Source organism: Nitrospirillum viridazoti CBAmc (assembly GCF_000730165.1).
GTDB classification, from domain to species: Bacteria; Pseudomonadota; Alphaproteobacteria; order Azospirillales; family Azospirillaceae; genus Nitrospirillum; species Nitrospirillum viridazoti.
Genome location: NZ_CP022110.1, coordinates 508280 through 527836 on the forward strand (window position 1 = coordinate 508280; position 19557 = coordinate 527836).

The window sequence follows — 19557 nt, forward strand, 5'->3', positions numbered from 1 at the left end:
GCGCTATCGTTCCGTGCCGGCGCTCCACACCCGCCGCACGGTCAGGGCCTGCGACAGCTCCACGAAGTCCGCCCGTCCGCCCGGCCTGATGCAGCCCACATCGTCCAGCCCCAGGAAGGTGGCCGGCACGCGCGCCGCCATGGCCAGCGCCGTCTCCGGCGCAACACCCATCAGGCGCACGGCCCCCCGCACGGCCGCCGCCATGTCGATGTCGGCCCCAGCCAGCACGCCGTCCGCCGTCACCAGGCGGCCGTCGCGGCGGTAGATGGTGTGGCCGTAGAGTTCGAAGCTGTCGACATCGGTGCCGGTGGGCGGCATGGCGTCGGTCACCAGGAACAGCCGGTCGGGTCCCTTGGCCGCCAAGGCCAGGCGCAGCACGGCGCCGTGGACGTGCACGCCATCGGCGATGATGCCGCACCAGCCGCGCGGGCTGGACAGGGCCGCCCCGGCGATGCCCGGTTCCCGATTCATCAGAGGGGGCATGGCGTTGAACAGATGGGTGAAGCCGGTCAGGCCGTGGTCCAGCGCGCTGTCGGTGCGGGCGTAGGTGGCGGCGGAATGGCCGCCGGCCAGGATGAGGCCGGCTTCCGCCAGCTGTGCCAGGGTCCCGTCGCTGACCACCTCGGGGGCCAGGGTCAGCAGCACGCGGCCCTGGGGGAAGCGCGCCGGCAGGCCCAGCAGGAAATCGATGTCCTCGTCGGTGGGCGCGCGGACATAGGCGGCCTCGTGCACGCCCCGGCGTTCCATGTTCAGGAAGGGGCCTTCCAGGTGGATGCCGACCACGCCGCCACCCGCCACTTGTGCTGCCTCGGCGGCCGCATCCACCGCCAGGCGCCACTTGCCGGCGGCATCCGTGATGAAGGTGGGCAGCAGCGACGTGGTGCCGAAGCGGCGGTGGGCGCTGGCGATGGCCAGGGCGGCCTCGGCCGTCGGCGTCTCATTGAACAGCACGCCACCGCCGCCGTTCACCTGGGTGTCGACGAAGCCGGGCGCCAGCAGGCTGTCGGGCTCCAGGGCCACCTCTTCCACGGATGCCGGGGGCAGGGGCAGCAGATCCAGCACACGTCCGTCCTCCACCAGGACGCCGATGCCATCCAGTGTCTGATCGCCGGTGAAAACCGGGCACCCGTGGAAGAAAGTCCGCATCACACCGTCTCCGTCACCTTGCGCAGGTTGGGCGGCACGTCGGGGTCCAGGCCCCGGGCGCGCGCCACCTTGTGGATGGCCATGTAGAAGCTGGCGACCGCCGCCAAGGGGCCGACCTCGGCCGGCAGGCCCGGCACCACGGGCAAGGCCTCGACACCGTCGATGTCGGTCTCGGTGGCCAGGATGGGGGCGCCCAGGCCCGCCGCCTTGGCCAGGGTGCCGCGCGTCACCTCCGCCGTCACGTCGTCCTGGGTCAGCGCCAGGATGGGGAAGCCGGGCCCCACCAGGGCGAAGGGGCCGTGCACCACCTCGGCGGCGCTGAAGGCCTCGGCATGCAGGCGCGAGGTCTCCTTGCACTTCAGCGCGATTTCGGCCGCCGCACCGCTGCCGATGCCCCGGCCCAGGACATACAGGCCCGTGGCGAGCTCGAGCCGGCGCAAGGCCGGATACCAGTCCAGGGCCACCGCGGCGTCCAGCCAGCCGGGGACCCTGGCCACCGTATCCAGCAGGCCGGCATCCTCCCGCCAATGGGCCACCAGCTGCAGGAAGGCGACGCAGGCGGTCAGGTAGGATTTGGTGGCGGCGACGCTCTTCTCCGGCCCGGCGCACAGCGGGATGAAGACGTCGGCCAACTCGGCCAGGGGGGAAGTCTCGTCATTGACGAAACCCACCACCAGGGCGCCGCCGGCCTTCGCCGCCTCCGCCAGGCGCAGCAGGTCGGGGCTGCGGCCGGACTGCGACACCGCAACGAACAGCGCACCCTCCATCTGCAGCGGCGCGTTGTAGAGCGAGATGACGGACGGCCCGACGGAGGCGACCGGCACGCCCACCCGGGTTTCGATCAGGTACTTGCCGTAGGCGGCGGCGTGGTCGCTGCTGCCCCGGGCGCAGGTGATGACCACCTTGGGCTTCAGCGCGCGCAGGCGGGCGCCCAGGTCGCGGAACAGGGGGGCGGCGCGCGCGATCTGGCGGGCGCTGGCGGCACCGGACTCGGCGGCCTCGATGGCCATCAATGGGGCCATTGGGTGTTTAGGGGGTTTGGCGGCGGCGGTCATGATGGTTCCTGTGTGGCGATATCGGTGTGTGTCGTCATGCGGCGCGCTCCGCCGGGTGCCGGGCGGCGGCGCGGGCCAGATGCAGGCCGCCATCCAGGGCGTCGCCCCGCGCCGGCACCAGCAGGCGCCGGGCCCAGGGGGCCATCCACGGCTCGATCACCGGAGCCAGGCCGCCCATCAGGCAGACCTTGGGGGCGCCCAGGTCCACCAGGCGGCGGACGTGGGCGGTCAACTGGCCGGCGGCGACCTCCACCAGTTGAGTGGCCACGGGATCGCTGGCGGCGGCGAAATCCAGGGTCAGGGGCGCCAGGGTGCCGTAGTCGGCGGGCTTGGCCGTGCCGGCCCAGGCGACCACGGCGGCGGGATCACCTCCCAACCGCGTCAGCACATGCAGGGTGAAGGGCGTGTGGGGGGCCAGGCCGTCATGTCCGCGCAGGGCGGCGCGCGCCGCCTCCCGCCCCAGATGGGCGCCGCTGCCCTCATCCGACACCTCAAAGCCCCAGCCGCCCACCGGCCGGCCGATGCCGCCCACCAGGGCGTAGCCGATGCTGCCGGTGCCGGCGATCAGGATGGCGCCGTCCGCTCCGTCGAAGGCGCCCAGGCAGGCGGTGTGGGCATCGTTGCGGGCGGCCACGCCGGCGCAGCGGACGGGGGCGCCAGCCTCAACCGCGCGCTCATCCTCCGCCCGGCAGATGCCGGCCAGGCCCAGGCCGACATGGGTGCGGGACAGGGCATCACGGTCCAGGCCGGCCTGGGCCAGCGCCTGGTCGCACGCGGCCAGGATGGCGGCCCAGCTGACGTCCAGGCCCAACCGGATGTTGGCGGGGCCGCCCCGGCCCTCGCCCAGCCGGTCGCCGGCGGCATTGGTCAGCCGTGCGCGGCAACCGGTGCCGCCGCCATCCACGCCCATGTAGAGAAAGTCGCCCATGCCCAGACCCGTTCGTTCGGTGATGGTATGATACCAGATGTGGACCAGATCAGAAGGTCGAGCTTTCGATATTCACGTTCCGCTGCCTGATCTCATCCGCAAAATAACGCTGAAACCGTCAAAAATGGCGTACTGATATCATAAGAAACAATGCACTAACGCAGATCGTCCCGATGGCCATTCGTCGAGCCGCGAGACTCGGCTGTATAAGGCCAGGAAAAGACCACATCGGGATGGCGCTGCCGAAAGGGGCCAGTCGCAGCCGCCGCCGGATTGCGTCAGGATGGCCCCGGCACTCATGCGGCAACCCTTTCATCCACGGTCCGGGCCTTGTGCCCCGGTCCCACATAAACCAGGTCTCCCGGCCCTTCGCTCAGACGGCGCACGGCGTCGGCGCGGCTGATCAGCGACCCTCCCGCGTCGAACGGCCGGCCGGCATCGGGCACGGCCGACAGCAGCAGCCGGGTGTAAGGATGCCGGGGGCCGTCGATCACCGCGGCGGTGGGGCCGGATTCCACGACACGGCCCCGGAACAGCACCGCCGTCTCCTCCGCCACATAGCGGGCGGTGGCGATGTCGTGGGTGATGTACAGCAGGGCGATGTCCCGTTCGGCCTTCAGGCGCTGCAAGGTGTCCAGCACGCTGAGGCGGATCGAGACGTCCAGCATGCTGGTGGGCTCGTCGGCGATGATCACGGCCGGGTTCACCGCCAGGGCACGGGCCAGGCTCACCCGCTGGCGCTGCCCGCCGGACAGCTCATGCGGGAAGCGGTGCAGCAGGGAGTCCGCGTCCAGCTCCACCTGGGTCAGCAGGGCGCGAACCTCGGCGCCCCGGCCGGCACGGTCTAGGTCCGGCCGGTGCAGGGCCAGGGGGCGGGCCAAATGATGGGCCACGGTGTGGGCGGGGTTCAGGGCGGCGAAGGGGTCCTGGAACACCATCTGCACGACGCGGCGGTATTCCAGCAGCTCCCGCCGGCCGGACAGGCCGGTGATGTCACGGCCCTGGAACAGGATGCGGCCGGACGTGGGCCGCAGCATGTGGGTCAGCAGCTTGGCGCAGGTGCTCTTGCCCGACCCGGATTCGCCCACCAGCGCCAGCGCGCGGCCAGGGTGCAGGGACAGGTCCACGGCGTCCAGGGCCTTGTTCCCATTCGGGAAAACCATGGAGAGCTTTTCGGTCTGAAGCACGGGCGTGGTCATGGCATCACCAGGTCGGGCTGGGCGCGGACGGGTTCGGCCGGGTGCAGCGGCGGAATGCTGTTCCACAGGCTGCGGGTATAGGGATGGTTCGCACCCCCTTTCCCTTCTCCGGCCGCGATGGCGGCGGGCGTGGTCAGTTCCACCAGCCGACCCTGCAGCATCACGCCCACCCGGTCGCAGAACTGGCTTATCAGCGCCAGGTCATGGGTGATGAACAGGACGGAGAAGCCCAGGCGGCGGCGCAGGTCGGCCACCTGTTCCAGGATCTCCCGCTGCACCACTACGTCCAGGGCGGTCGTCGGCTCATCCATGATGACCAGCTTGGGCTTCAGCGCCAGGGCCAGGGCGATCACCAGGCGCTGGCGCATGCCGCCGGAGAACTGGTGGGGATGATCGCACAGCCGGTCGGGTGAAATGCCCACCAGGCGCAACAGGCCGGCGCTGCGCTCCGCCACCTCGGCCCTGTTGGTGATGCCGTGGGTCCGGAACATGTCGCGGAACTGGTCGGACACGCGCAGCACTGGGTTCAGGGCGTTCATGGCGCTTTGGAGCACCACGCTGACCTCGCGCCAGCGCCATTGGCGCAGGTCTTTGGGCCCGAGGGCCAGCACGTTGGTGCCGGCCAGGGTGACCTGCCCGCCGGTGACGTGGGCCGGCGGGCGGTGCAGGCGGGCGATGGCGAAGGCCAGGGTGCTCTTGCCCGATCCGGACTCGCCGGCCAGGCCCATGACCTCGCCGGCGCCCAGGTCGAAGGATACGCCGTCCACGGCGCGGGTGGCGCCTTGCGGTGTCGCGTAATCGACCGTCAGGCCGCGAACCTGAAGCAGGGGCGCGGTCATGCCATCGCCCTCAGCTTCAGGCGCAGGGTGCGCAGGCGGGGGTTGGCAACCTCATCCATGGCGAAGTTGATCAGCGACAGGCCGCTGCCGAACAGCACCAGGGCCAGACAGGGGCAGGCGACCTCCCACCAGGCACCCACCTGCAGGGCCGACGTGGTCTGGGCGTTGTACAGCATGGTGCCCCAGGACACCTTCAGTGCGTCCCCCAGGCCCAGGAACTCCAGGGTCGCCTCCGTCACCACGGCGTACAGCACGCTGCCGATGAAGTTGAAACCGATGATGGACACCAGGTTGGGCAGCAGCTCGCAGGCCAGGATGCGCCAGGTGGGCTCGCCCAGCAGCTCGGCGGCGTGGATGTAGTCGCGGTTGCGCAAGGATTGCGTCTGGGCGCGGGTGACGCGCGCCCCCCAGCCCCAGGCGGTGCCGGCGATGATCAGGGCGATGGTGGCCGGGCTGGCGGCCCCGATGAAGGCGGCCAGCACCAGCATCAAGGGCAGGTTGGGGATGACCAGCACCACATTGGTGATCAGGTTCAGGGCCTCATCCACCCGGCCGCCCAGGTACCCGGCGGTGACCCCCACGACGGTGCCGATGGCGGTGATCATCAGGCCGGCCGACAGGCCCACCAGCAGCGAGGTGCGGGTGCCATGGATGGTCTGGGCCAGCACGTCGCGGCCCATGCGGGTGGTGCCCATGAGGTGCGTGGCGCTGGGCGCCTCATGCGGGCGGCCCACGCGCTGGTTGGGGCCGGCGGGCGCCACCAGGGGCCCGAACACCGCCAGCGCCAGGAAAAACGCCACGATGCCGGCGCCGATGCTGGCCTTGCGGTTGGCGAGAAGCGAGGTGAAGAAGGCGCGCATGGCGCTCAGGCCCTCCGCAGGCGGGGATCCAGGGCCAGGCACAGCAGGTCCGCCGCGAAGTTCGCCGTCAGCATGGCCAGCGTCATGAGCATGAGCTGACCCTGGATCAGGGGATAGTCGCGGGCGGTGATGCCCTGGTACAGGGTGTAGCCCAGGCCCGGATAGTTGAAGACGATTTCGGTGATCAGCGCCCCACCGAAGGTGGCGCCCAGGGTCATGGCGAAACTGGTGACGGTGGGCAGCAGGGCGTTGCGCGCGGCATAGGCGTAGCGCACGCGCCCGTCCGACAGGCCCTTGGCCGTGGCCAGGGTGATGTAGTCCTCGCCCAGCAGGTTGATCATGCTGTTGCGCATGGTGACCAGGTAGCCGCCGATCTGCGCCACCACCAGGGTCAGGATGGGCAAGGCCGCATGCACCAGCACGCTGCCGATGAAGGCCGGGGTGAAGCCGGGGTCCAGCTCCGGCGCCCAGGCGTAGCCGGTGGGCAGCCACTTCAGCCGGATGCTCAGCACGAACAGGGCGACCAGCGAGGTCACCAGCGGCGGCACCGCCTGGATCATCAAGGCCGCCGGCGCGCCGAAGCTGTCGAAGGCCCCGCCCCGGCGCCAGGCGGCGCGGATGCCCAGCGCCGACCCCAGCAGGAAGGCGATGAGGGAGGAGGTCAGGACCAGCAGCAGGGTCCAGGGCAGGGCCTGCATCAGCACGGCGTTGACCGTCAGCGGGTGGAAGCGCACCGACAGGCCCAGGTCGAAGGTGAAGACGCTGGCCAGATACCGGCCGAACTGCACTGGCCAGGGCCCGTCGACGAAGCCGAAGGTGGCCTTCAGCGCTTCCAGGCTTTCCGGCGGCAGCACGGTGCCCGCCTGGGCGAACATGATGTCGACCGGGTTGCCGGGCATCAGCCTCGGCAGCAGGAAGTTGAAGATCGCGGCCACGACGAAGGCGACGACGTAGAACCCGGCCCGGCGAAGCAGGAAGGACATAGGATATCAGCCTTGGCCTTTAGGTGTCTGAGGGATCGCCCGAAAGCGTCCAGTCATCTGACGAGGGGCGGCGGGATCACCCGCCGCCGGCGGAGGGGATTGGCGGTGCCGCCGCTGCGGCCTGGCCCTTCACCGGTTCCAGCGCCAGCAGGTGCAGCAGGCGTTCGGGTGTGCCGTCGAAGACGTCGGGTCGGGCCACAGGGTTGTCGGCGTTGAACCAGCCCTTGAAGCGGCGGGTGTTGTATTCGTACCAGGTGGGGTTGCTGAACAGCGGCACGTAGGGGCTGTTGGCCGCCACGATCATCTGCACCTTGTCCATGGCGCGGCGCTGCTCCGTCGGGTCGATGGTGGCCACGAAGGCGTCCAGCGCGCTGTCCAGGTCCGGATCGGTGAAGCGGGTGGGGGCGAAGCGCGTCTTGCCGCTGTAGCGGGAATGGAAGCCGGTGTCGAAGCTGCGGTAGGGCGTCTCCCCCGGGAACAGGCCGTTGATGGCCATGTCGTAGTCGCCGCTGATCAGCTTCTGCGCCCAGGACGCCGGCTCCACGGTGGAGACGCGCACGTTCAGGCCCAGGGCGTTCAGGCTTTCCGCCACCAGCTGGGTGGAATTGACCCAGTCGGTCCAGCCGGTAGGCACCAGGATGTCGAAGGCGATAGGGCTGCCATCGGCATTGTCGATGTAGCCGTCGCCGTTGACGTCGCGAAAGCCGCTCTCCGCCAGCAGGGCCTGGGCGCCGTTCTTGTCGAAATGGGCGTAGCGGCCGTACTGGCGCTCGGCTTCCGGGTTCACCCAGTCCTGATAGGTGCGGCCGATGCCGCTGGCGTACTCGTTGACCTCGGGATAGCCGTAGCCGGCGATGTCCACGATGGCGCGCCGGTCCACCGCCATGCTGACGGCGCGGCGGAAATTGACGTTGCGGAAGGCGGCGCGGTTGCCCCGGCTGGGGCTGTTCAGGTTGATGTCGATGGCGACCGTGCCGCCCGGCGGGAACCAATAGCGGTGGTGCTTGGGATCGGCCGCCACGTAGGTGCGCTCGATATCCGGCAGGAAGGCGCCGAACCAGTCCAGCCGCCCCTCGGCGGCGGCGGTCAGCAGCTGCTCGTTGTTGCGCACTTGGGGGAAGCTCATGCAGTCGACCTTCAGGTCGGCGCCGTCCCAGTAGTTGGGGTTGCGGCACTGCACGTAGACCTGAGGGGTGAAGCGCTTCACCTCCGTCATCGGGCCGGTGCCGACGGGGGCGTCGTTGGTGAAGGTCACGGGATCCGCGACCTTGGACCAGATATGGCGGGGCACCACCGGCACGCGCACGATCTCGAACACGATGCTGGTGTTCACCTTCTTCAGGGTGAAGACCACGGTGTGGGCGTCGACCGCCTCCACCGCTGCGACGCGGTTGCCCATGTCCAGCGTGTCCAGCGCGCGGAACCGGCGCAGCAGGTCGAAGGTGTAGGCGACATCGGCGGCGGTGAAGGGCTGGCCGTCCGACCACTGCACCCCGTCGCGCAGCTTGAAGGTCAGCTTCAACAGGTCGGGGGAGAAGGCGTAGTCCGTGGCCAGGCGGTATTCGGGGCGCCCGCCGTACATGGAATTGAAGACCACCAGCGGCTCATAGATGAACTCCCGCACGCTGGGCAGGCGGCTGGTCTCGTTGAACGGGTTGAAGTTGCGGACCCAGCCGCTGGACATGGCGGCCAGCACGGTCAGCGTCGCTGGGGCCGGCTGGCTGTCGGGCGGCGCAGTGGGCGCCGCGATGGGCGCGGTCGCTGTCGGGGCCGCCAGCGCCGTGGCGGCCAGGGCCAGGGCAACACCCGTGATGGAAACGAAACGTCGGATCAAGGCCGTCCCCAAAGGTACTGAAGCTCCCGGACTGGAGCGCCGCTGGACTCTAATCGGTCTCTGGCGCCCCGTCCCGCCTTTCACTGTCGCCGCCCGGGCCGCCCCAGGCCAGGGCGCAAACTCGTCAGTTTCGTCAGAGCGCCGTTTACGCCAGCTGGGCTGTCAGGTCGCGGGCGGCCGCGGCCACGTCGTCGATCAGCCCGCCGGGGGTACCATGGGCGGGCACGGCCGTGCGGGTCAGGCGCGCCAGGCTGTCGGGCGTCAGGGGGCGGGCGGCGGCCGCGATGGGCCGCCACTCATCCACATCACCATGGCTGGACAGGCAGATGTCGATGCCCGAGGCCAGCACGGCGGCGCAGCGCTGGGCCAGGGTGCCGGCCAGCGCCTCCATATAGATGCAGTCGGAAATCAGCACGCCGCCGAAGCCGATGCGGCCGCGGATCACTTGCTCCACCACCAAAGGGGAGATGGAGGCGGGGCGGGCGGTGTCCACCGCGCTGAACACGATGTGCGCCACCATGGCCCATGGGCCCGGACCCTGTATCGCCCCTTGGGCCAGGCGGCGGAAGGGCAGGAAGTCGCTGTCGGCCAGGGTGTCCAGGTCGGTATCCACCACCGGCAGGCGCTCATGGCTGTCCACCATGGCGCGGCCGTGGCCGGGGATGTGCTTGATGATGGGCGTGACGCCGGCGGCGATCATGCCGGCCATGAAGGCGCCGGCCAGTTCCGCCACCTCGTCCGGCTGGTCGCTGAAGGCGCGGTCGCCGATGACCTCGTGGCTGCCCGGCACCGGCACGTCGGCCAGGGGGGCGCAGTCAACGGAAATGCCGTGCTGGCGCAACAGGCTGCCGATGGCCGCGCCGTCCAGATGGGCCGCCGCCAGCCCGGCCGCGCGGTCGCGGCGATACAGGGCGCCGATACGGGCGGGCGGGGGGAAGGCCGGCCACACCGGCGGGTCCATGCGCTGGTGCTGTCCCCCCTCATGGTCGATCAGGATGGGGGCGTCGGCACGGCCCACGGCATCGCGGAAATCGTCGCACAGGCGGCGCAGCTGATCGGGTGTACCGCAGTTGCGCTTGAACAGGATCAGGCCCAGCGGGTCGGCGTCGCGGAAGAAGGCCTTCTGGTCGGCCGTCATCTCCAGCCCCGGCACCCCGAAGACGACGGCGAGCGGCGGTTGGCGGGTGCTTACGGTCATGGGGCGTCACCTTTTCTGATGCTGGTTCTGATGCTGGGCGCGGGCGCGGCCGGGCCCGCGGCGCGGGCGGGGCGCCGGAAGCGGTGGGGGGGCGGAATATCGAGGAAATCCGCGCCTCGGCGGGCCGGTCGCGGTCCCCGGCAGGGGAGCCCGGGCAGGCCCTGGCGATCAAGGCCCGCTTTGCGGATTGACGAAATTGACGGTATGCTCGCAGCCGTGCGCCGGTAAAGCCGATTTAAAAACAGTGATGTCGGTGGATTTGGATGTATTCCTGTCCCCATCAAAAAACAGGGGGTGATCGGGGTGGTCGGGTTTGAGAGGTGGGCTATCAAGGCGCCGGCCAGCCTCGTCACGCTTGCGGTGCTGCTCTGCCTGTCGCTGATGACGGCGCTGTACGCCGTCATGGATCGCACCGACACGGCCGTGGCCACCGCCCGCGACATGGCCGCCCATGATCTCGGCATCCTGTACGAATCCGCGCGCGACCAGAGTGCCGCCTTCTCCAGCACCAGCTTCATCGGCTACAGCGTGGGCCGTTATTACGGCTTCGCCTCCGCCTTCGCGCAGATTTCCCCCAATCCCGAGCGGGCCGCTGCCCTGCTGCGTACCGCCTTCGCGGCGGGCGACGCGCAGCAGCAGGGCGCCTCTTCCGCGCTCGCCCCCTATATGGCTGTGCACGACCGCTTCCACGCCAGCTTCGTGGACATGATCGGCTCATCCGTTTTCAGCGACCTCTACCTCATCGATCGCCTGGGCCGCGTGGTCTACAGCCTGCGCAAGGATGGCGCGTTCGGCCAGGACCTGAACGACGCCCACGCCCGCGACACCCCGCTGGGCGAGGTGTTCCGCGAGATCATGGCCCGGCTGCAGAAGGTGGACGACCCCACCCAGGTGCTGGTGGTCACTCCGCCCAAGGATCTGGATGGCGCCACCGCCAGCGACGGGCCGGAGGGAATAGGCATGCTGGTGGCCCGGCCGGTGGTGCGCCATGGCTCGGTGGAGGGTGTCGTGGCCTTCCGCCTGCCGCTGGCCACGGTAGACCGCCGCCTGGGCACCCTGGCGCGCCAGGGTGTCGGCTTTACGCTGATCGATGCCGGCGGGCACCCGGCGGACCAGCCGGCGTCGGCCCGTGGCCTGTCTCCTTATGGTGTGTACGGCGTGCCCGGATCGCCGTGGCAGTTCCAGGTGCTGTCCAGCGGCTGGGCCCTGTCGGGCTGGCTGGGCTGGTGGACCTGGGGTCTGACCCTGGTGAGCGCCGCCGCCGGCGGCTGGACCTGGCGCCAGTCCCGCCACGCCGCGCCCAAGGCCCCTGTGGTGGCTCAGGTGCCGGTTCCCGTGACGCCGCCCGTCATGGTGCCAGCCCCCGTCACCCCGCCGCCGGTGATCGCCGCCGTCACGCCGGTCCCCGAACCGGTGCTGGAGGCGGCAATGCCGGCCCCCGCCCCGGTGCTGGAGGTCGAGCCTGCCAACGACCTGGACGCCAATGAGGAGTTCCGCCGCTGCATCGTCGACGTCATGACCCTGGCGCTGGACTTCTGGCACCACGCCAAGCGCAAGGGGAAGATCGAGCTGGCGGAGGAAAGCGGGCTGTGGCGCGTCTATATGGATCGCAGTTCGCTGCAGACCCGCACGCTGGATAAATACCTGCTGGTGGAAACATTGCCTCGCAACCCCCGCTGGCGCGATGTGGTGCGCACGGCGGAATTCGTGCTGCGGCATTGCCCCGACGCGGGTGTGGAGCGGGAGGGGGTGCGCGAGGCCCTGGGCCGGCTGAAACAGCACCTGCGGCATGCCGAGCGCATATAGCGCCGCCCAATCCGCCGCCCAGTCCATAAGTAATACATTGTAATGTTACAGGTTTCACCGGCCGCGGCAGTCAAAATCCCCGGTTTTGCCGTCATTTTCGACATTCTGCCGGAACCAGCCTTTCGCCCCCGCCCCCCTCTCATGCCTGATATGCCGGAACGCACGGTCACCCCGGGTTGCCCCGGTGGGCTCCCCAATCGGGCAAGAGGGGGTTGGCGGTGTCTGGTTCCAGGCGTGGCGCCGTCGGTTGGGTCCGATGGTTGGCCGCGCCGGTAAACACAAAAGATGGGCCAGAGGAGGGTTTGATGGGTTTTGGGAGAAAGATGCTGCGCGGTTCCGCCAGCGTGGTAGCGGTGCTGGCCATGTCGGCCACGGCCTATGCGGCCGACGCGCCCGCCCCGGCGGCGGACTCCAGCCTCGACGAAATCGTGGTCACGGGCTTCCGCAAGTCGATCCAGGACAGTATCGATGTGAAGCGCGACAAGACCGCCGTGGTCGACGTGGTCAGCGCGGAAGACATCGGCAAGCTGCCCGACAAGAACGTGGCCGACGCGTTGCAGCGCGTGCCCGGCGTCATGATCCAATCCGCCGCCTCCGGCGAAGGCGGCTTCGACGAAGCCGACCGTGTCAGCATTCGCGGCTCCAGCCCCTCGCTGACCAACACCACCATCAACGGCCATGGTGTGGCCACCGGCGACTGGTTCCTGCTGGACCAGTATTCCACCGTCGGCCGCTCGGTCAGCTTCTCGCTGCTGCCGTCCGAAATCGTCGACAAGACCCTGGTGTACAAGAGCCAGCAGGCCGACCTGGTCGAGGGCGGCGTCGCCGGCTCCATCGACATCCTCACCCGCAAGCCCCTGGACTTTAAGGACAACTTCACCGCCGCCGCCGATATCGAGGGCGTCTACGGCGACATGGCCGAGAAGGTGTCGCCGCAGTTCAACGGCCTGGTGTCGTGGAAGAACAAGTCCAACACCTTCGGCGTCCTGGCGCAGGCCTTCTATGAAGAACGCGACGTCCAGCGCGAGGGCCAGGAAGTCCTGGGCTATTCGCAGTTCGCCGCCACCGACGCTGCCGTCAAGGCACACCCGGAACTGAATGGCGTCTATTACCCCACCCTGATCGGTTCCGCCCTGTTCCAGCAGAAGCGCAAGCGTATGGGCGGCGACATCGACGTCGAGTTCACGCCGACCGACAAGCTGACGGTGGACATCAACGGCTTCTATTCGCACATGGACGCCGACAATTCCAACCGCAACTTCATGTACTGGGGTTCCAGCATCTTCTCGACGCAGCAGGCGGTGCCCACCGCCTACACCGTCAAGAACCACACCCTGACCTCGGCCACCACGCCGTCGGTGACCAACGCCATCGTCTATGACCTGATCTCGCGCCCCGGCGCCTCGGCCGAGACGTCCTACATCGACGCCGACGTGACCTACCAGGCGACCGACCGCCTGAGCTTCACCGGCAAGGTCGGCTACACCTACGGCCTGGGCGACACGCCTAGCGAGCCGGCCTATGAGGCGGTGGCCGCCTCGTCCGCCAGCTACGCGCTGAACGGCCTGTCGGCCCCCGCCACTGTCAATTTCGGCATCCCCACCGGCACCCAGAACGGCAATTACGCCACCGGCTGGGCTTGGACCGACGTGCTGACGGCCGTGGACCAGGAGTATTACGGCCAGCTGGACGCCAAGTACGACGTCAAGTCCGGCATCTGGGACTCGGTGAAGGCCGGCGTGCGCGTCAGCGCCCACCAGCGCAATACCCAGTTCAAGGTCGATGGCGGCTGCTGCGCCAACGGCGGCTGGGGCGTGGCCACGCCCTCGTCCAGCGGCACCTATCCCGCCGGCTTCGGTTCCAACCTGGGTGGTCCCGTCCTCAGCAACATCTGGAACCTGTCGAACGACCAGGTCGCCGCCTTCTTCAATTCCTACGGCATCGGCAACGCCGACCCCATCAATGGTGCCGATGGCACCTCACGCTACTACTGGCCGGGTTCGTTCAAGGTGTCGGAGACCGACAGCGCCGCCTATGTCATGGCCAATGTCGGCGGCGCCGGCTGGTCGGGCAACTTCGGCGTCCGCTTCGTCGATACCAACCTGACCAGCCTGGTGTACTTCGCCTCCACCGCCGGGGCGCCGGGCGCCATCAACACCTCCGCCTTCGGCCCCTATGTGCCGACCAACATCAGCCACGACTACGTCAACGTGCTGCCCAGCGCCAACCTGAAGCTGGAGGTGACCGACGATGTGGTGGCCCACCTGGCGGTGGCCAAGACCATGGCGCGGCCCGACTACAGCGCGCTGGGCGGTTCGGTCAGCCTGAACGACGTGGCCTCCTCCGGCTCGGGTGGCAACCCCGACCTGAAGCCCATCGAGTCCACCAACTACGACGCCTCGCTGGAATGGTACTACGGCCCGCAGTCCCTGCTGTCGTTCGCCGTGTTCTACAACGACATGAACTCGTACGTGACCTACGGCGTCACGCCGCAGACCTTCTATTCCGACTTCTACAAGGCCAACCACACCTACCAGGTGACCCACCCGTTCAACACCTCGGCCAAGAACCGCGGCTTTGAACTGGCGATCCAGCAGCCGATCTACGGCGGCTTCGGCGTCCAGGCCAACTACACCTACGCCTACGGCACCGAGGAAAGTGGCGCGCCGATGATCGGCAACTCCCGTCACACCTACAATCTGACGGGTTATTACGAGAACGACTGGATCAGCGCCCACCTGTCCTACACCTTCCGCTCGCACTTCGTGGTGGGCTTGGATCGCAGCACCCTGGAAAACCAGGATGACTTCGGCACCCTGGACGCGTCGGTCAACATACCGGTCAATGACTACCTCAGCCTGACCTTCTCGGCCCTGAACATCACGGATGAGCTGATGAAGTACTACGCCAACAACACTGACCAGCCGCGTGCCATCTACGACAACGGCCGTCAGTACTACTTCGGCGCCCACTTCAAGTACTGAGGTTCATGAGTGTGTGGTGGCCGGCCCAGGGGACGTTCCCCTGATCCCCGGCCGCCGCCAGTGCCCCGTCGGCTGGTTCGTCACGGACGGCGGGTTGTTTCCGTGAGGGCGTACTTTCTTTGGATTGTGCTCTCGATCTCCCCGAACTTGGAAAGGCCCGGGCGTTCGTCCGGGCCCTTTTTCCCGGGGTTGGAGTTTCGCGGGATGAGGCGTCCCGCCGCTTGCCCGCTACCGGGGGCGGCGTGCTTTAGTCGGGTTGAATGCCGAAACGGTGCCCCAGGGTGCCGGGAAATGAGGAAGAGGCGTGGGCGGTTCGATGGTGGGAAATGGGGCGCCAGCCGGTGCGACGCCGGGAACGGCAAACGTGACGCGGCTCACCTTGCTGGCCCCGCTGGACGGATGGGCGACCCCGCTGGACGAGGTGCCCGATCCCGTCTTCGCCCAGCGCATGATGGGGGAAGGGCTGGCGCTGGACCCGACGGGCGGCACCCTGCGGGCCCCGTGCGACGGCGTGGTGTTGACCGTCCACCGCGCGCGCCACGCCGTGACCTTGCGCGCCGACTGCGGCGTGGAAATCCTGATGCATGTGGGGCTGGAGACCGTGGCCCTGGGCGGCCGGGGCTTCACCGTCCATGTGGCCGAGGGCGCGCTGGTGCGGGCCGGCGATGCCCTGATCGACTTCGACATGGACCTGCTGGCCAGGGAAGCCAAAAGCCTGCTGACCCCGCTGATCGTCGCCGGCGGCCCGGCCGCCACGGTGGTGGAGGTCAGGACCGGCGCGCCGGTGCGCGCGGGCGAGGTGCTGCTGACCCTGCTGGTGCAGGGCGACGCCGCCGCCAGTGCTGCTACCGGGGAACGCACCCAGAGTGCGGAACAATCAGTGGTGCTGCCCCTGGTGCATGGCCTGCACGCCCGGCCCTCCGCCGTGTTGGCCGCCGCCGCCAAGTCTTACGCCGCCGCCGTCTTCCTGGCGGCGCAAGGCCGCCGCGCCAATGCCAAGAGTGCCGTGGCCGCCATGTCGCTGGGCCTGCGCCATGGCGACGCCCTGACCGTGCTGGCGGAGGGGGAGGACGCCGCCGCCGCCGTCGCCGCCGTCGCCGCCGCGATATCCGCCGGCCTGGGCGAGGCACCGGTTCCCCTTGCCGAAGCGCTGCCCGTGCCCTCGCTGCCCAGCGCCGCCGTGCCGCCGCACGACGAACCGCCGGTGCTGGAGGCCCAGCCGCCCTTCGCCCCGGGTGAGACGGCCGTCATCCGCGCCGTCACCGCCGCCCCGGGCCTGGCGCTGGGCCGCGCCTTCCGCTTGCAGGAAGAGGAAGTGGAGGTGCCTGCCAGCGGCCTGGACGCCGATGCCGAGCGGCAGGCCCTTGCCAACGCCCTGGATCGCGTGCGCGCCCGTCTGGCCGCCGCCGTGGCCCACGCGGAAGAGACGCGCCAGACCCAGCGTCGCGACATCTTCCAGGCGCACCTGGCCATCCTGGACGATCCCGACCTGTTCGACGAGGCGCAGGCTGCCATTGCCGGTGGCGAATCCGCGGGGAGCGCCTGGCGCGGCGCCACCGACCGGTCCGCCGCCGCCCTCCGCGCCCTGGGCAACCCCCGCATGGCGGAGCGCGCGGCCGACCTGATCGACCTGCGCCGCCAGGTCATGCTGGCCCTGGCCGGGCGGGAGCCGCAGCCGGTGATCCTGCCCCAGGGCGCCATCCTGGTGGCGGAAGAGCTGATGCCCAGCCAGCTCAGCAACCTGGACGCCGGCCGCCTGGCCGGCTTCTGCACCGCGCGCGGCGGCCCCACCAGTCATGTGGCCATCCTGGCGGCCTCCATGGGCGTGCCGGCCCTGGTGGCGGGCGGGGCCGCCGTGCTGCGCATCCCCGATGACGCCCCGCTGATCCTGGACGCCGATCGCGGCCTGCTGCATGTTCAGCCGCCGGCCGATGACCTGGCCAAGCTGGAGCGCGAGACCGCGCGGCGCAAGGTGCTGGCCGAGGCCAACCTGAAGGCGGCGGCGGCCGACTGCGTCATGGCCGACGGCACCCGCATCGAGGTCTACACCAATGTCGGCAAGGTGGCCGACGCGGTGAAGGGCGTGGCCAAGGGGGCGGAGGGCTGCGGCCTGCTGCGCACCGAATTCCTGTTCCTGGACCGGCAGACGGCACCCGATGAGGATGAACAGGCGGCCCAATACCAGGCGGTGGCGACGGCCTTGGCCGGCCGACCGCTGATCATCCGCACCCTGGACGTGGGCGGGGACAAGCCCTTGCCCTACCTGCCGCTGCCGCGGGAGGAGAACCCCATCCTGGGCCTGCGCGGCGTGCGCATCGGCCTGCGCCGGCCGGAGATTCTGCGCACCCAGTTGCGCGCCATCCTGCGCGTCCGTCCGGTGGGCCAGTGCCGCATCATGGTGCCCATGGTCGCCACCCTGGATGAGGTGCGGGCCGTGCGCGACATGCTGGACCATGAGCGCGAGGCCCTGGGCCATGCCCCGCCGGTGCAGCTGGGCGTCATGGTGGAAACGCCGGCGGCGGCGGTGACCGCCGACCAGCTGGCCACCGAGGCCGATTTCCTGTCCATCGGCACCAACGACCTGACGCAGTACGTGCTGGCCATGGACCGGGGTAACCCTGACCTGGCCGCCCGCCTGGACGCCCTGCACCCCGCCGTGCTGCGCCTTATCCGCCAGACGGCGGAGGGGGCGGCCAAGCACGGCCGCTGGGTGGGCGTATGCGGCGCCCTGGCTTCCGACCCCGCCGCCGCCCCCTTGCTGGTGGGCCTGGGCGTGACGGAGCTGTCGGCCACCCCGCCCACCATCCCGGACATCAAGGCGGCCCTGCGCCCGCTGGACAGGGCCGCCTGCGTTGCGCTCGCCACCGAGGCGCTGGCGCAGGAGTCCGCCGCCGCCGTGCGCAGCCTGCTGGCCCGCGCCGGTCTCGCCGTCGCCATCACCGAGGGAGCCGCCTGATGCGCGACCGCTTCGCCCTGATACAGCAGCTGGGCCGCGCCCTCATGCTGCCCATCGCCGTGTTGCCGGTGGCCGGCCTGCTGCTGCGTCTGGGGCAGCCCGATCTGCTGGGCATCCCCTTCATCGCCGCCGCCGGCGAGGCCATCTTCACCAACCTGGGCCTGGTCTTCGCCATCGGCGTGGCGGTGGGCCTGGCGCGGGAGAACAACGGTGCCGCCGGCCTGGCCGGCGTGGTGGGCTTCCTGGTGGCGACACAGGGGGCGCAGGCCCTGGTGCGCGTGCCGCCGGAGGTGGTGGCCGGCCTCACCGGAACGGCGCTGGACGCCGCCGCCACCAGCTACAAGATCAAGGCGGTGGCCAAGATCGGCGTGCCGGCCGGCATCCTGTCCGGCCTGCTGGCCGGGGGCCTCTACAACCGCTACAGCGAATTGAAGCTGCCGGAGTTCCTGTCCTTCTTCGGCGGCCGGCGCTTCGTGCCCATCGCCACCGGCTTCGCCGGGCTGGGCCTGGCGCTCATCTTCGGCTTCGGCTGGCCGGTGCTTGAGGCCGGGCTGGACGGGCTCAGCCGCGCCGTGCTGTCGGCCGGCGACGTCGGCCTGTTCCTCTACGGCCTGCTGAACCGGGTGCTGATCATCACCGGTCTGCACCACATCCTGAACAATGTCGCCTGGTTCATCCTGGGCGACTATCACGGGGCCACGGGCGATCTGAAGCGCTTCTTCGCGGGCGACCCCACGGCAGGCGGTTTCATGGCCGGCTATTTCCCCGTCATGATGTTCGGCCTGCCGGCGGCCTGCCTGGCCATGTATCGCGCGGCCAAGCCGGAACGGCGGGCGGCCATCGGCGGCATGTTGCTGTCCATGGCGCTGACCGCCTTCCTGACTGGCGTGACCGAGCCCATCGAGTTCACCTTCATGTTCGTGGCCCCGCCCCTCTACGCCTTGCACGCCGTGCTGACGGGCCTGGCCATGGTGGTGATGGACGTGCTGGGGGTGAAGCTGGGCTTCACCTTCTCCGCCGGGCTGGTCGACTACATCGTCAATTTCGGCAAGGCGACGCGGCCCCTGCTGCTGCTGCCGGTGGGTGCCGCCTACTTCGCCGTCTATTACGCCGCCTTCGCCTTCGTCATCCGCCGCTTCAACCTGAAGACCCTGGGGCGGGAGGACGCGCCGGTGGCGGTCGTATCCACCCAAGCGCTGGCCGAGCAGGGTCGGGGCGGGGGCTTCGTCGTCGCCTTGGGCGGGGCCGGCAACATTCGCACCGTGGACGCCTGCACCACCCGCCTGCGCCTGGTGCTGGCCGACAACCGCGCGGTGGATGAGACGGCGCTGACGGCCCTGGGTTCCCGCGGTGTGGTCCGCCCCAACGCCACCGCCCTGCAGGTGGTGCTGGGCCCCGTGGCCGACCAGGTGGCGGGCGAGATCCGCAAGGCCCTGACCCATCTGCCGGCGGGCGGCGCGGTTGCCGTCGCCGTTGCGGTGGAGGAGCCGGCGCCGGCCACCGCTCCGGCCCCCTTGCCGGATGTCGCCACCGTGCTGGCGGCCCTGGGCGGCACGGGCAACGTCCAGACGGTGGAGGCTCGCGCCACCCGCCTGTTGCTGGGTGTCGCCGATGCCGCCGGCGTGGACGAGGGGCGCTTGCTGTCCCTGGGCCTGCGCGGTGTGGCCCGGGTCGGCTCCGGCCGCCTGCACCTGCTGCTGGGGGGCCCCGCCGCCCCGCTGGCTGATGCCCTGACCCACGCCATGGCCAGGGGCTGACGGCCCAACCCC

Annotated in this window: 13 protein-coding genes; 4 read left to right on the plus strand and 9 right to left on the minus strand. The window is 69.8% G+C overall.

Going from position 1 to position 19557, the window contains the following annotated elements; translation table 11 throughout:
• Positions 1 to 3: 3 nt before the first annotated feature.
• From nagA to Y958_RS02550, 9 genes are all read right to left on the minus strand, one after another.
• Positions 4 to 1146 (minus strand): N-acetylglucosamine-6-phosphate deacetylase, encoded by a 1143-nt coding sequence (nagA, locus tag Y958_RS02510; RefSeq protein ID WP_244909336.1) that lies wholly within the window; start codon positions 1144 to 1146, stop codon positions 4 to 6.
• Positions 1146 to 2156: an SIS domain-containing protein gene (locus tag Y958_RS02515; RefSeq protein ID WP_244909337.1), complete on the minus strand. Its 1011-nt coding sequence runs from the start codon at positions 2154 to 2156 to the stop codon at positions 1146 to 1148. The genes nagA and Y958_RS02515 overlap by 1 nt, the downstream gene beginning before the upstream one ends.
• Positions 2157 to 2235: 79 nt before the next feature.
• Positions 2236 to 3129 carry a glucosamine kinase nucleotide-binding domain-containing protein gene (locus Y958_RS02520; protein ID WP_088870779.1) on the minus strand — a complete coding sequence of 298 codons (894 nt, stop codon included), beginning with the start codon at positions 3127 to 3129 and terminating at the stop codon, positions 2236 to 2238.
• Between the two features lie 296 nt (positions 3130 to 3425).
• On the minus strand, positions 3426 to 4328 hold the full coding sequence (locus tag Y958_RS02525; protein WP_088870780.1) for an ABC transporter ATP-binding protein: 903 nt from the start codon (positions 4326 to 4328) through the stop codon (positions 3426 to 3428).
• Positions 4325 to 5167, minus strand: a complete 843-nt coding sequence (locus Y958_RS02530; protein WP_088870781.1) for an ABC transporter ATP-binding protein — start codon at positions 5165 to 5167, stop codon at positions 4325 to 4327. The genes Y958_RS02525 and Y958_RS02530 overlap by 4 nt, the downstream gene beginning before the upstream one ends.
• Complete coding sequence (locus Y958_RS02535) at positions 5164 to 6027, minus strand: ABC transporter permease (RefSeq protein WP_088870782.1); 864 nt, start codon at positions 6025 to 6027, stop codon at positions 5164 to 5166. Before Y958_RS02535 ends, Y958_RS02530 begins: the two co-directional genes overlap by 4 nt.
• A 5-nt stretch (positions 6028 to 6032) precedes the next feature.
• Complete coding sequence (locus tag Y958_RS02540; protein ID WP_088870783.1) at positions 6033 to 7010, minus strand: ABC transporter permease; 978 nt, start codon at positions 7008 to 7010, stop codon at positions 6033 to 6035.
• Between the two features lie 76 nt (positions 7011 to 7086).
• A complete protein-coding gene (locus Y958_RS02545) occupies positions 7087 to 8844 on the minus strand; it encodes an ABC transporter substrate-binding protein (protein ID WP_244909338.1) in 1758 nt (585 codons plus the stop codon).
• A gap of 145 nt (positions 8845 to 8989) precedes the next feature.
• On the minus strand, positions 8990 to 10042 hold the full coding sequence (locus Y958_RS02550; protein WP_088870784.1) for a glycoside hydrolase family 3 N-terminal domain-containing protein: 1053 nt from the start codon (positions 10040 to 10042) through the stop codon (positions 8990 to 8992).
• A 303-nt stretch (positions 10043 to 10345) separates the two neighbouring features.
• Here Y958_RS02550 and Y958_RS02555 point away from each other — a divergent pair, with 303 nt between their 5' ends.
• The 4 genes from Y958_RS02555 (at position 10346) to nagE (ending at position 19545) form a co-directional block, all read left to right on the plus strand.
• The gene (locus tag Y958_RS02555; RefSeq protein WP_145727928.1) at positions 10346 to 11848 is read left to right on the plus strand and encodes a hypothetical protein; all 1503 of its coding nucleotides are present in this window, start codon (positions 10346 to 10348) and stop codon (positions 11846 to 11848) included.
• A gap of 305 nt (positions 11849 to 12153) precedes the next feature.
• A complete protein-coding gene (locus tag Y958_RS02560) occupies positions 12154 to 14832 on the plus strand; it encodes a TonB-dependent receptor (RefSeq protein WP_088870786.1) in 2679 nt (892 codons plus the stop codon).
• 364 nt (positions 14833 to 15196) lie between these two features.
• Complete coding sequence (gene ptsP, locus Y958_RS02565; protein WP_186291229.1) at positions 15197 to 17788, plus strand: phosphoenolpyruvate--protein phosphotransferase; 2592 nt, start codon at positions 15197 to 15199, stop codon at positions 17786 to 17788.
• Positions 17788 to 19545, plus strand: coding sequence for an N-acetylglucosamine-specific PTS transporter subunit IIBC (nagE, locus tag Y958_RS02570; protein WP_088870788.1), 1758 nt, complete (start codon positions 17788 to 17790; stop codon positions 19543 to 19545). The genes ptsP and nagE overlap by 1 nt, the downstream gene beginning before the upstream one ends.
• The last annotated feature ends 12 nt before the right edge of the window (positions 19546 to 19557 follow it).